Here is a 13,174-nt window from a genome sequence, read left to right on the forward strand (position 1 = left end):
AACCCGTCGGAGCGATCCGGCGGGTTTTTTTCATCAGAGCGGTAGGACAGGGTGGGCACTCGTGCCGCGCCCAATCGTGACGGCTGACTGGCATTGTGGTCATCAAAGCCTTATCTGCCGTGCGAGAAAAGGATGGGTGACGGTGTGGTTGGGGCTGGGATTGGATTGCCACCTCCCTTTTTGCCGCAATCGTCGTTATGGATAACCTCATGGCGGACACGAGGAAGACAGGCTGGCGGCGTCTCGGCGGAGGGATGGCCGTTTCCCTGCTGCTGCATGCGCTTGCGGTGGCTATCTTTCTGTTGAGTTTCGACAGCCCGGTCAATCTTGCCGAAGAGGAAGAAGCCGTGGAGGTGACGCTGGTTGCGCCGCCCGAACAGCCCGAACCGGAGCCGACTCCCGAAGAGCCCGAGGCGGAAGCGGCAGAACCGGAGACACCGGAGCCGCCGTCTGCGCCGCAGCCCGAGGTCGCGCCGCAGCCAGAACCGGAACCTGCGGCGCAGCCACCTGTCCCTGAGCCTGATGTGCCGGAGCCAGAGGTGCCGGATGCAGCGCAGGTTCCCATTCCCGTTCTGAGGCCGGTGGTGCGATTTGGCGAGCGTGACAGCGGGCCGGAACTTTCGCGGGGCACCGAGGTCGAAGCCGAGGCCGCCGAGGAGACACCCGCGACAGAGGATGAGGAGACCGCAGAAGCCACGCCGACTGTCGCGCAGCCGGAGATCACCTTGCCAGAGGCTCCGCCTGCCGAGACGACAGCTGCTGAATCGGCTGAAACAACGAACGAGACCAGCGGTGAGGCGGAAGCGCCAGCCGACGAGCAGTCTTCGGATCGTCCTTCGGAAGCCGCACTCACTGATGCAAAGCTTGAGCCACGCGAGGTCACCGAACTCTTCTCGTCGGCCATATCCGGCGATCAGGCGGCCGTGACGGCCATGGCGGGGCTGACGCGGCAGGAGCGCGGCGACCAGCTCTGCGGCACTGAACTCAGCCAGCAGCTGCGTAACGGCACGCCTGCCTATGTGCCATATTTTCTGCCGATATTGCGTCTGGGAGAGGGCAATGTGGTGGATGTCCCGCTTGCCGCCTTCCGTGAGATCAACGGCGCCTGGATCAACATCGGAGTTCGCTGCGAGGTCGATGATGACGCAACGCAGGTGGTCCGCTTCTCCTTGTCTGTCGGCAAGGCCGTTCCGCGATCGGAGTGGGCCGGGCGCGGCTTTCCCGACACCTGACGGCCTTGAGCACTATCCCAGCGCTCTGCGAATCACCGCCATGAAGATCCGTGCACCGATTTCGGTCAGGCCGTCGGGATAGTCGTAGTCGGGATTGTGCAGGGCCGGGTGATGTTCCCCTGCGCCGAGGAAGAACATGGCTGAGGGGCAGATGGTGCGCAGGCGACCGAAATCTTCCGAGGCCCGCATTGGGAGATTGCCTTCGTTGAAAGCGACTTTCTCGGCCGCCAGTGCTGCCTCCAGATGGGTGACGGCCTCCGGCGCATTCTCGCAGTGGAAGAAGACGTCGTGATAGCTGATGGCGTGCTCAAGGCCTGCCTCCCGGACCGCCTGGCCCACCATTGCCTCCGCCTTCTCGCAAAGCTCGGCCATACGGTCATCGATCAGGGTGCGCAGGGTCACCCAGATCTCGGCGTCGCCGGGGGCGATGCCGAAGGCCTGTTCGCCGAGGACCGCATGTGTGACGGTCGCGAGCGTGAAGTCGATGGCCGGCGGGGCGCCGTGAGATAGGGCAGTCAGCGCCGGCATTAGTCGGGAGATCGTTGCCATGGGCGAAAGGCCGGTTTCCGGCTGGGAGGCATGGGCCGTCTTGCCTGACAGCCTGATCTTCATGCCACGCGAGGCGCAGTTGACCGGTCCGGTCTTCAGCGCAACCGTGCCGAAGGCAAGACCCGGCATGTTGTGCAGCGAATAGGCGAAATCGGGCCGGATCTCTGCGAAGCGCGGGTCGGCCAGCACGGCCGCAGCGCCACTGCCGTCTTCTTCGGCCGGCTGCCAGAGCAGCACCACACGTCCCCGCGCGATGGGTGCGCGCGACAAGCCGGTGGCCAGTGCGAGAAGAATGGTCGAGTGACCGTCATGGCCGCAAAGGTGACCCTTGCCGGTGACGGTCGAGCGGTGGGCGGCTTGCGATTTCTCGTCGATCGGCAGGGCATCGAGCTCGGCGCGGAAGAGCAGGCAAGGTCCTGGCGCTTCCCCTTCGAACACGGCAGCCACCCCGTGGCCACCAAGGTCGGTGAGGACCATCGATGGCGCAAGTGGGCGGAGCGCCTCGACCACACGGTTGGCCGTTTCCCTTTCCTCGCCGGAGACTTCCGGATGGCGGTGCAGGTCCCGCCGGAAGGCTGTGAGCTTGACCATGTCGTGGTCGGTCAGGAACATCGGCATCTCCTCATCATCGGCAACTTCGTCACTATAACAGGGCTGTGACCAGATGAAGTGCCGGGGCTCGCTCATTTCAGCAGATTGATCGCAATCGATGCCATGACCAGGGCGATGATCCCGTCAAGAATGCGCCAGGCGACAGGCCTTGCAAACAAGGGTGCCAGCAGCCGGGCGCCATAGCCGAGGCTGAAGAAGAAGACGAAGGATGCGGTCATGGCGCCAAGCGCAAAGGCGGTTTCGTGATCGGCATAACGGGTCGAAATCGAGCCCAGAAGCACGACGGTGTCCAGGTAGACATGCGGGTTCAGCCAGGTGAAGGCGATGCAGGTGAGGAGGGCGGCATGCAGGCTTGTGGCGGTAGTCTCGCCGGCACCCAGGCTGTTGCCACCCGTCCAGGCGGAATAGAGGCTGCGCAGGGCATAGACGATCAGGAAGGCCGCGCCGCCAAAGCGCATGACGGGTTCCAGCCAGTCCAGACGCGACAGGACCGTTGCAAAGCCGGCGACGCCGAGGGCAATCAGGATGGCGTCCGAGATTGCGCAGGTCAGCACCAGCGGCAGCACATGCTCGCGTCTGAGGCCCTGGCGCAGGATAAAGGCGTTTTGTGCCCCGATCGCGACGATCAGGCTCAGTCCGAGAAGAAAACCGGCGGTGGCGGCAACGAGCATGACAGACCCCTGTGGAATGCCGCTTTGACTAAGTGCCTCCGATTCATTAGAAAAGATAATATATTTAATCGAGCATAAGGATTTCTAATGTTTGATCCAGCGCAGCTTGCTGCCCTGTCGGCGGTGCTCAGAACCGGCAGCTTCGAACGCGCCGCCCAGATGCTGCATGTCACGCAATCGGCTATATCCCAGCGGGTGCGGCAGCTCGAGGAACAGGCCGGGACCTCTCTCGTCATCCGGTCGCAGCCCTGCCGGGCGACGGACGCCGGGGAGCGGCTTTTTCGCCATGCGGAGGAATTGCGAATGCTTGAACAGGGGGTTCGCCGCGATCTCGGCCTCGCCTTGCCAGGCGAGGGGAAGGTGCGGGGCTGGCCGACCCTGCGGCTGGCGGTGAATGCCGACAGTCTGGCCACCTGGTTCGTCCCGGCGATGGCCAAAGTTGAGGCGGTGCTGTTCGATCTCGTGATCGACGACCAGGACCACAGCGCCGACTGGCTGCAGCGCGGCGAGGTGCGGGCGGCGATCAGCGGCTCGCCAAAGCCGGTGCAGGGGTGCGACTGTCGCCCGCTCGGCGCATTGCGTTATCTGGCAACCGCGAGCCCTGCCTTCGTGGAGCGATGGTTCGGTGCGGATGGTGTAACCGCGCAGCGGATTTCAGAGGCGCCTGTGATCACCTTCAACGCCAAGGATCGTTTGCAGACGCGCTGGGCTGAACAGGCGCTGGGTATCGCATCCATGGGGCCTTCCCACTGGCTGCCGTCGAGCCATGCCTTCGTGGATGCCGCGATCGCGGGGCTAGGCTGGGGCATGAATCCCGAGGCACGGGCTGCGACGGCCATTGCCGATGGGCGATTGCAGGAGCTGATCCCCGGGCAGCCGCTCGACGTGCCACTCTACTGGCATGTCAGCCGCACCGTGGCGGGAGCGCTGAAGCCATTGACGGCCGCAGTTCAAAGTGCCGCGAGCGCCGTGCTGCGGCCGATCGGCTGAGGTTGCGACCGCCAGCCGCCCTTGCCGCTGGCCGGCCAAAGACTATCTTCGGCACAGAGAAGGAGATACCCATGTCGCTCGAAAACCAGACGCTTGCCGTGATCGACGCCTTCAATCGTCACGATTTCGACGCCTTGCTCGCGCTGTTCGAGAAGGAGGCTGTTCTCGATCTGCCCGACGGGATCCGGGTGATCGGCAAGGCGGCGTTTCGCGATACGCTGGCAGCCTATGTCCTGCGCCATGACCTCACGCTCGCCGACCAGGTCATCATGACCGATGGCGCGGGTTTTCGAGTGGCGGCCGAATGCACGCTGAATGGGCGGGACCGCCGCCATGTCGATACGGATCAGAAAGAAGACATCGTTTCTTATGCGCTGCCGGCAGTGCTGATCCTGGAGCGGGAGGGCGATCTCTTCAGCCGGCTGAGCCTCTATGCCGGGACACGGCCCTGACACGCCCTCATGCGGAGGCGAGATAGGCTTCCAGCACCGTCACGATCATCGCATGGTCCTCCTCCGACTTGAGGCCGGAGACCGTGATGGCGGCAACGACCCCCGTTCCGCTCACGCGTACGGGGAAGCTGCCGCCATGATCGGCGTATTCGAGGGGATCCAGGCCGATTTCGGGGGAGACGCTGCGGCCACGGGCGCGGTTGAGTTCTCCGACCCGCAGGGATGACTTGTGCATACGCAGCGTGACATTGCTCTTGCGGCGTGCCCAATGGTCGTTGTCCGGGGATGCCCCGGGCAGGGCTGCATGGAAGAGGGTGCGATCAGCGGTGCGGATGTCGATGACAACAGGTGCCTTTTGGGACAGTGCGAGATCTACAAGCCGACGGCCCACCTCAAGCGCGGTCATCTCGTCGAAGCGCTTGAAAACGAGTTCACTTTCCTGCTTCTCGATGGTTTCTATCAGGCTCATCGGTCGTTCGTCCTCCCTGTTTGCGCGGGAGACTACTCAGGCGGATCGGCGCTGGCTAGGGGGAGGGCGTGGTTTCCCCGATGAGAGATGAGGTCTGATCCATGGCGCTGTTGCAGCTGGCAATTTCCACCCGAGGGCAGGGGCTCTACGAATTCACCGAGGCGGCGCGCGACTTTTTGCGCGACAGCGGTGCACCGGAAGGGGTGATGACCGTCTTCGTGCGCCACACCTCATGTTCGCTGCTGATCCAGGAGAATGCAGATCCGTCTGTCCAGGTGGATCTGATGGCCTTCTTTCGTCGGCTGGTGCCGCCGACCACGGATCCCTCCATGAACTACATCAGCCATCGCGACGAGGGGCCGGACGACATGCCGGCGCATATCAAGGCTGCCCTTCTTCCGGTGTCGCTTTCCATTCCTCACGCCGGCGGGCGGCTGCTGCTCGGAACCTGGCAAGGGCTCTATCTCTTCGAGCACCGCGATCGCCCGCATCGCCGTGAGGTGGTGTTGCATGTCTGAGCCGGTGTCATCGGCGTTTTTGACAAGGTGAACACTTGCTGAATGCGGGCTTCGGACTGCGTTCAGCCGCGCCCGCCTAATCTCTCCTCAATCGCTCGCAACGGCGGGATGGCAACGACGGCGCCGAGATGCGTCGGATCAAGGAGAGAGAAAATGATCGGCATGCTTCGCAAACTCGGTCTCGCAGCCCTCGTCTCGGTCATGGCGACGACGGGTCTCGCCACCACGGCGTCCGCCGACAGCTTTGGCTGGGGCGTCTATATCGAAGGCCCGCGCCATGATGGTCGCGGCTGGGATCGACCCGGTCATCGCCCGGGCTGGGACCGTCCCGGCTGGGATCGTCCGCACCGCGGCGAGTGCCGTCCGCATCATGCCGTGGAGAAAGCCCGCTGGAACGGTCTGCGTCGGGCCTTTGTCGCCGACGTGACGCCGCGCCGGGTGGTGGTCGCCGGCATCCGTCACGGGGGGCGCGACCGGATGGTCTTTGCCAATGTGCGTGGCTGCCCGGTCATCCGCTCTTGACGCAAACGGCAGCGGAGCCGACTGGCCTTGGCTCGAACGCCGGAGCCTTGCCCGCCCGCCGCCCGGGCCATGCAGCACAGGGCCAGACAAGACCCCGGCTGCATGGCCCTTCCTTTTTCGTATCGGTCGATCTTGATGCCTTGAAGACGCCGGATTCGATCCCCATATGCCGATCAACCCGCTGGTCCGGGCCCCTCTGGCAAGAGCCTCCGGCGCTCCTGCGATGTCGGACCGTTTTCGACACCGTTGCCGGTTCAAGGACCAGTTCATGCTACGCCACAGTTCCGTTCTCCTAGGCCCCGGCCGCTTTCCCTCGGGTGATTACGCCGGCTTGCAGGCCGGCTGCCCGAAGCCGCGCGTCCAGACTTCGCGGGCCTTCCTTTCATCCTCGCATCGGCAGGAGACGATCCGATGATCGGCGAATGGATCGCATCGCTCTTCGCCGCGTTTGTCATCGACCCGCTCCAGGCCGACATCCAGCAACGCCTCGAGGAGATGAAGGCGCCGGTTGAGGTTGTGACACAGGCTGGAGACTGCCTGCGCACGACAGGGCCGCAGCTCATCGATCGGGCAACGGGTGACCTGTGGTGGGCCGGAACGACGGTGGTCTATGTTGCCACGGGTCTGACGAGCCCGGCCGAGCTTCTCGATGCCGGCAATCCCGCCTGTGCGCCCATCGCCAGCTATCTCACATCCGCGGAAGCGGAAGCCTGATCATGATCGAGGAGGAAGATCGTTCCATGCCGCTTACTGTCATCAATACCACCGCTCTTTCCGCCCACCCGCACGAAGAGGACGGGCTCGGCAGCATTCGTGCCCGTCGCAATCTGCTTGCCGGCTACTGGGCCGGATCCCTGATCGGCTTCGCCGGTGACGATCTCGGGCGGTATGCCCGGGACCTGCATGCCGTCGATCACGTGGTGAGCGGTGATGGTGACGTGATCGCCCGGCTTTCGCGCGATCTGGCAACCGCCGGCCACAGCTTCACGCGCGCCGACATCGAGGCAGCGCTGCGCCGCTTTCATGCGCAGGCGCTGAGAGACACCGGCTGTACCGAATAAGGGTTTTTCGGAGAAGGTTACGTCGTGCCTTCTCCGGAGGCCTCCGGTGAGCTTTGTTGAAATGGTTCAACCGAATATCTTCGTATACTTAATTTCAATCGTTTGTGAGGCATAGGTATGTCAGTCGCCGCGTTGTGATGCGGTCGTGTGATCGACGTCGCGTGGACCATCATGATCCTCCGCCGTTGTCTGGAGGAACCACGCTTGTCCGCTCTGTCCCGCCTCTCATTCCGGAAGTCGTTGACGCTTCTGGCCCTCGTGCCATTGTGTGCCGTGCTCGGTCTCGGCGCCATGATTGGCATCAATGCCTATGGTGACTACAAAAAGCTGCAGGAAGCCCAGGTACTTGCCGATCTCGCTCATGCAGGCGGCGAGCTGATGGTGCTCATGCCGCTGGAAACCGGACCCAACAAGGCCGAGATCCGCACGCGCGCCGATGCGACCTATGCGCGGACGATCGAGACGCTGAACGCGCTTGAGGCGCTCGGCTACAACGACCCGATTACCAAGAAGCTGCGCGGTGATCTGGAGGCGACCTATGCCCGGATGCCGGAGTATCGCCAGAAGCTTGACGCTGGCGACAAGGATCCCATCCTGCCGCTGCGCTATGCCCAACCGACGGCTTCTGCGGCCCTTGCGCTCACCCTGCGCAGCGCCAACCTGACCGACAATGTCGAGCTTTCGTCCAACATCCGCGGCCATCAGGCCCTGATGAAGGTGAACGAGGGCTATCTGGCGATCAACCGGATGGGACAATTCTACATCAGCAATGGCGGCTTCGGAAAACCCGAGGTGTTCCGTTTCTCGTCGCTCATCAACCAGATCCGATCCTTCGATGGTCCGTTCCGCGAACATGCGCGACCGGAGATCGTGGCACGCTATGACGCCTTCTTCGATACGCCGGATGGCAAGGTCGTCGCCGATCTCATCAAGCGCATGGAGAGCCTTGAGGATTATGCCGGCCCCGCCGAAGGGCTGCAGCAGTGGATCGACGTGATGACCAAGCGTCGTGAATATGTCACGGCGATCATCCAGGACAATGCCGCCTATCTGCTCTCGTCGATCGACAGCCGGGTCACCGAGGCACGCCAGCACCTTCTGACCGTTCTTGGAGCCCTTGCGCTGTTCGTGGCCGCCGTGATCGGCGTCGCCATGGCTGTCAGCCGGACATTGGCCGGATCGATCCGCCGGGTGGGGGCCTCGATGGTCGATCTCGCGCGCGGCGAAACGCAGAATTCCATTCCGTTTACCGATCGCTCTGACGAGATCGGCGAAATGGCCCGCTCGGTCGAGGTGTTCCGGGAGGCGGCGATCCGCAATGCGGAGCTCGAAGCCGAGGCGTCCCAGAACCGGGTCCGCGCCGAGCGCGAGCGGGCGGAGATGCAGGCGCGCGCCGAAGCGGATGCAGAGGAGCGCCTGACACGCGCCACGGGAACGCTTGCGGCCGGCCTCAAGCGTCTGGCCTCGGGCGACATGATGTGCGAGATCGACGAGCAGTTTGCGCCGCAGTTCGAGGCGCTGCGCCACGACTTCAACACGTCGGTGCAGCAGCTGCGCTCCGTGCTCGTTTCGGTTGGCGGCTCTGCGCATGCGGTCAGCGGCGGCTCCGGCGAGATTTCGCATGCCTCCGATGACCTCGCCAAGCGCACCGAGCAGCAGGCGGCCTCGCTGGAGGAGACTGCAGCGGCGCTCGAAGAGATCACCTCGAACGTGACGGCCACTTCGCGGCGGACCGGCGAGGCGCGCGATATTGTCCGCACCACACGCAGCCGTGCGGAGCAGTCCGGCGTGGTGGTCGGCAATGCCGTGACCGCCATGGAGCGGATCGAGCATGCGTCGAAGCAGATCAGCCAGATCATCGGCGTGATCGACGAGATCGCCTTCCAGACCAACCTTCTGGCTTTGAATGCAGGTGTTGAAGCCGCACGTGCGGGTGAGGCCGGCAAGGGCTTTGCGGTGGTCGCCCAGGAGGTGCGCGAGCTTGCGCAGCGTTCGGCGAATGCGGCCAAGGAGATCAAGGCGCTGATCGGCAATTCGGAAGTGGCTGTCAGCGAGGGCGTGAAGCTGGTCAACGAGACTGGCGACGGCCTGACCGCAATCGCTGGGCTCGTGCAGGCGATCAACGAGCATATGGATGCGATCGCTTCTGCCGCACAGGAGCAGTCGGTCGGCCTCGGCGAGGTCAATCAGGCGGTCAACCACATGGATCAGGCGACACAGAAGAACGCCGCCATGGTCGAGGAAATGAATGCGGCGTCTGCCGGGCTGGCACAGGAGGCGGCGAGCCTTGCCGAACTGCTCCGCCAGTTCCAGACGGGACAGGAGAGCTCGGCGCCATCCCGTGGCATGTCTGCCCGGACACCCGCGCCGGCCCGCGCACAGGCTTCGGCACCCGTCTCGCCAGCCGCCCCACGCCGCTCCATGCCCGCCGTCTCCGGCAACACAGCGCTTGCCAGGGACAACTGGGAAGAATTCTGAGCCAATTCACGCAAAACCACCAGGCGCCCGGATCGCAACGTCCGGGCGCTTTGCGTTGGGTCTGGCGCTGCGACTTGTTGCTTGACCGGTGGCGGAGTTTGAAATCGGTAGGTTGTGGGCCCGGAGGGAGCGCTCCCCATCGCTTCAGAGCCTTAGAACGCGGGCTTTCAAGGACGGGCTAGGAGGACGTTATGTCCCCCTCCTATGTCTCTGCGTGGCATATCGATGATCCGGCATTCCGTCTCGGTCAGGTCGCCTTGAACCAAAACTGCCTCCAAAAACAGTCTTGCATCATGCTTCCGCTGAATTGGGCATCCACTCGCGTCAACAGGGTCCGAGATTGCTCGTCCCCTGTTGCTGCCAGATCACTGCTTTCCCAGAGCCATCTTTTGCGCGCTCGACATTCCGTCGCGCCAAAACCTCGCGAAGCTGACAGGTTTATGCAGTCGAGCCTGGCACGCCGAAGTGAATTGATACATGATGACCACTCTTCTCTGCTCTTCAACTCGGCTGCCCAGATGGAAGCATCGCGAGGTGTCTATGAACACCGAACGACCGGCTGGACCTGAGATCGCGATTGAGCGGTCTGTACCGATCAGTTGCTCTACAACTTCGTCTTTGACGCGATAATCGATCCCCCTCTGCCCATAATTTATGGCCGCGCTGATTTTGTCCGAATCGGGTGCCGACAAGAATGTGAAGGGTCCATTTTTCGGACTGACGTCGTCGACGTTAATGAACAGCTTGCAGTGTTGGAACGGCAGGTCAGCATTGTCCAAGTGGAACAACTGACTCGATCGGGCCTGCGCCATACCACCCGGTGGTGGTAAGCTGACCAGGACCTTGACCGCAGTCAGAAGGGGAACAAACTTGCAGTACTCGCTCGCCACATCGAGGACATTGCTCTGCAATGCGAAATCAACCAGCAGCCGGTGTTGAAAGTTGTCCTGGCCGGGCTTGTAGACGTTAATGAGGAAGGGTTTCGTTTCTCGCCCTTCGTCGATCAAGTCCTGTCGGGATGCGACCAGAGCTTTTGCGACCTTGACTACTTCAGATGTATCAAGGTTCGGGTCGATATGGTAACCGGTCTCGTTGAGCGCATGCACTGCCGCTTCTGCCTTAGGACTGCCACCGACAAAGGCTTTTTCACGCCGCCTTTGGTCTGCCCCGTCTGTTAGACGATTAATGAATTTGGCAATCTTCTGTGTTCTCGTGCCGCCAAGCCACTCGTTTTCGTTTCTATGGAGCAGCTTGCTCGCCCGATTTCTGATCTTTTCTGACAACATGTTCAAACCTGTGCTCCTTTGTCTCCATCGGACAAACCTTTAGTTGGTCCCTGGGCGTTTGGGTAGGTGGCCCAATCTTTGCCACCCGGTTCAGGTGAGGCACCTGTGAATGGAAGTGAGTACCGCTGATGGTGCTTCCATTCGTCTTGGCACGAAGCACTCGCGGTGCCGTATCGGCATTCAGGATTTGCAGGGTTCTGTCGACGAGGCAAAGCCCTCGAATGATGGATGTGCGACATGTATCACCATCCGTCTCATTTCTCCGGGCTGTGGGCTGAGTGAAATTCTGGGCTACTTCTCTGAGAGCAAGTGCTATCTGGTAGCAAATTCACATCATGCAGGCTGTTTCTTCGATGTCGCTCCAATACAGACCTGAGATTGATGGATTGCGTGCGATCGCCGTCTCTTCAGTCCTTATCTACCACGCAGAATTCCAGTTCGGGCAGGATACTCTACTCGAAGGAGGATTTTTGGGTGTCGATATTTTTTTCGTGCTCAGTGGCTATTTGATCTCCAGGATCATTTTTTCAGCGCTTCTTACAGGGAACTCCCTGTCCATTGTGGATTTCTATGATCGAAGAATCAGGAGAATCCTGCCGGCGCTGCTAGTCGTCATAATAGTATCAACCCCATTGGCGTGGATCTTGCTGGCCCCTTCTGATTTGGAGGAGTTTGCAGGAAGTATCGTGTCTTCGATATTCTCGTATTCCAATATTTTTTTCTATTTTTCTACAACGGAATATGGTTCTGACAGTTCGCTATTGAAGCCATTCATGCATACATGGAGTCTGAGTGTCGAAGAGCAGTTCTATCTATTTTTCCCGTTGATTGCTATTTGGATATATAAAGGCTCCAACATCCGGGCTTTGACGACTTATGCATTCATCATTGTCTCTTCTTTGGGTGTTTCGCATTTTCTATTGTTTTTTGATACCAGTCTGAACTTTTTCATTTCTGTCACGCGTTTTTGGGAGCTTGCGGTCGGGTCCTTGCTCGCTTTTTACGAGCTGCGGTGGCGTACCGTTCACGGTCACTCCTGGATCGGCGCCGTAGGTTTCGCCTTGGTGCTGCTGTCTATTGCCAGTTTCAGTGCCTCAACTCCGCATCCTTCGGTGTTGACTGCTGTCCCGGTGCTTGGCGTGGCGTTGGTTTTGCTTTTCGGTTCATCCGCCACACCACTGGGGCGCATTCTGTCGATCGCTCCGCTCAGATGGATCGGCTTGGTCAGCTACTCGGCCTACTTGTGGCACTTCCCGTTGATGGCGTTTGGCAGGATTGCATTCCCCAATGCGACCAACATTGACAAGTTGCTCTGGATTGCGATGACATTTTTCCTTGCTGTCTTGACTTACTTTGCGATTGAGGTGCCCTTTCGCAATCGACGGCTGATGTCCGCCTCGCGCGTTTATCCCGTGCTTGCAATCCAGGTTGCGCTTATTCTTGGTGGTGCAATTCTGGTTGATGCCAGATCCGGATTTCCTGAGAGGGTCCCGGACCAGGTTCGGCAGGAGAATTTCGATGATAGGGTTCGCTATCAGTCTGACTTTCAGAGATGCCACAAGCTCGCTGCCATGACGGGACCGGCCGATCAGGCATTTTGCAAGTGGGGAAATTTTCCGTCAAATGTCTACCTGGTTGGTGATAGCCACATGGTTGCCCTCGCCTTTGACTTGCGAGCCAAATTGTTGGCTCGGGGGCAAAATCTCATTCTGATGACACGTCCTGGCAGCGCATTCGGGAAAAATCCTCAGCTCGACAAGATGAGAATGACCCAGTTGGCGCGTGCTAGGAATGATGTCGTTATACTCGGTGGTTACCTGCACCGCGAGAGTGACGAATTTTTTGAGGGTAATCGCTCTGCATACGAAGAACTTGTTTCTGATCTTCTCTCACGGGGTAACAAAGTTGTTTTCGTTTATCCTATTCCATCAACATATATAAATCGCGCCAGCTTGTTCCAGGAGTATGTGGTCAATGGCTATCTCAAGGATGTGAAGTCGTCGAGGAATGACTTTGAAAATTCAGCGAGAAAAGCCTACAGATTTCTGGATGGTCTGGGCGGTGTGAATGTCTATCGCGTCTACCCCGAGAGTGTTCTGTGTGATGATCTTTTTTGTTATGGAATTAGAGGTAATGAAATATTGATCAGTGATTTTGACCATCCTTCGACGGTTGCATCAGGTTTTATTAACGACCAATTGCTTTTGAAGTTGTAATGAGCGCAAATTATATTTTCTTGTATTGTTTTCCTGGGTGTGTGTTTTTTTTGTATTTCATTTTTTTGTTTTGTAAAAATCGTTGCGTTCGTGAAGGCTCGAGGTGGAAGTGCTTGGG

General features: G+C 60.3%; 13 protein-coding genes. 9 read left to right on the forward strand and 4 right to left on the reverse strand.

Annotation, left to right across the window (positions count from 1 at the left end; genetic code table 11):
- Positions 1 to 209: 209 nt before the first annotated feature.
- The gene (locus tag J2045_RS21290; RefSeq protein WP_307376904.1) at positions 210 to 1,232 is read left to right on the forward strand and encodes a DUF930 domain-containing protein; all 1,023 of its coding nucleotides are present in this window, start codon (positions 210 to 212) and stop codon (positions 1,230 to 1,232) included.
- Positions 1,233 to 1,244: 12 nt separating this feature from the next.
- On the opposite strand, the gene J2045_RS21295 is transcribed toward J2045_RS21290, so the two are convergent.
- Both J2045_RS21295 and J2045_RS21300 read right to left on the reverse strand, forming a co-directional pair.
- Positions 1,245 to 2,393, reverse strand: coding sequence for an amidohydrolase (locus J2045_RS21295; RefSeq protein WP_307376906.1), 1,149 nt, complete (start codon positions 2,391 to 2,393; stop codon positions 1,245 to 1,247).
- 71 nt (positions 2,394 to 2,464) lie between these two features.
- Entirely contained in the window at positions 2,465 to 3,064 is a 600-nt protein-coding gene (locus J2045_RS21300; protein WP_307376910.1) for a LysE/ArgO family amino acid transporter, read from the reverse strand.
- An 87-nt stretch (positions 3,065 to 3,151) separates the two neighbouring features.
- On the opposite strand from J2045_RS21300, the gene J2045_RS21305 reads away from it, so the two are divergent.
- Both J2045_RS21305 and J2045_RS21310 read left to right on the forward strand, forming a co-directional pair.
- Positions 3,152 to 4,054, forward strand: a complete 903-nt coding sequence (locus tag J2045_RS21305; protein WP_307376913.1) for a LysR family transcriptional regulator ArgP — start codon at positions 3,152 to 3,154, stop codon at positions 4,052 to 4,054.
- A gap of 71 nt (positions 4,055 to 4,125) precedes the next feature.
- Positions 4,126 to 4,506, forward strand: coding sequence for a nuclear transport factor 2 family protein (locus J2045_RS21310; RefSeq protein WP_307376917.1), 381 nt, complete (start codon positions 4,126 to 4,128; stop codon positions 4,504 to 4,506).
- Positions 4,507 to 4,513: 7 nt separating this feature from the next.
- On the opposite strand, the gene J2045_RS21315 is transcribed toward J2045_RS21310, so the two are convergent.
- Positions 4,514 to 4,975 carry a heme-degrading domain-containing protein gene (locus J2045_RS21315; RefSeq protein ID WP_307376919.1) on the reverse strand — a complete coding sequence of 154 codons (462 nt, stop codon included), beginning with the start codon at positions 4,973 to 4,975 and terminating at the stop codon, positions 4,514 to 4,516.
- Positions 4,976 to 5,076: 101 nt separating this feature from the next.
- Here J2045_RS21315 and J2045_RS21320 point away from each other — a divergent pair, with 101 nt between their 5' ends.
- The 5 genes from J2045_RS21320 (at position 5,077) to J2045_RS21340 (ending at position 9,554) form a co-directional block, all read left to right on the forward strand.
- Positions 5,077 to 5,493 carry a secondary thiamine-phosphate synthase enzyme YjbQ gene (locus J2045_RS21320; RefSeq protein WP_307376922.1) on the forward strand — a complete coding sequence of 139 codons (417 nt, stop codon included), beginning with the start codon at positions 5,077 to 5,079 and terminating at the stop codon, positions 5,491 to 5,493.
- A gap of 153 nt (positions 5,494 to 5,646) precedes the next feature.
- Positions 5,647 to 6,015, forward strand: a complete 369-nt coding sequence (locus J2045_RS21325; RefSeq protein ID WP_307376925.1) for a hypothetical protein — start codon at positions 5,647 to 5,649, stop codon at positions 6,013 to 6,015.
- Between the two features lie 411 nt (positions 6,016 to 6,426).
- The gene (locus tag J2045_RS21330; RefSeq protein WP_307376927.1) at positions 6,427 to 6,729 is read left to right on the forward strand and encodes a hypothetical protein; all 303 of its coding nucleotides are present in this window, start codon (positions 6,427 to 6,429) and stop codon (positions 6,727 to 6,729) included.
- A 2-nt stretch (positions 6,730 to 6,731) separates the two neighbouring features.
- Entirely contained in the window at positions 6,732 to 7,076 is a 345-nt protein-coding gene (locus J2045_RS21335) for an ATPase inhibitor subunit zeta (RefSeq protein ID WP_307376930.1), read from the forward strand.
- A 291-nt stretch (positions 7,077 to 7,367) separates the two neighbouring features.
- Positions 7,368 to 9,554, forward strand: a complete 2,187-nt coding sequence (locus J2045_RS21340; RefSeq protein ID WP_307377031.1) for a methyl-accepting chemotaxis protein — start codon at positions 7,368 to 7,370, stop codon at positions 9,552 to 9,554.
- Positions 9,555 to 9,919: 365 nt separating this feature from the next.
- On the opposite strand, the gene J2045_RS21345 is transcribed toward J2045_RS21340, so the two are convergent.
- A complete protein-coding gene (locus tag J2045_RS21345) occupies positions 9,920 to 10,846 on the reverse strand; it encodes a phytanoyl-CoA dioxygenase family protein (protein WP_307376933.1) in 927 nt (308 codons plus the stop codon).
- Between the two features lie 329 nt (positions 10,847 to 11,175).
- Between J2045_RS21345 and J2045_RS21350 the strand changes: the two genes are divergently transcribed.
- A complete protein-coding gene (locus J2045_RS21350; protein ID WP_307376936.1) occupies positions 11,176 to 13,056 on the forward strand; it encodes an acyltransferase family protein in 1,881 nt (626 codons plus the stop codon).
- Positions 13,057 to 13,174: the final 118 nt, after the last annotated feature.

The organism is Peteryoungia aggregata LMG 23059, assembly GCF_030814435.1.
Taxonomy (GTDB): Bacteria; Pseudomonadota; Alphaproteobacteria; order Rhizobiales; family Rhizobiaceae; genus Allorhizobium; species Allorhizobium aggregatum.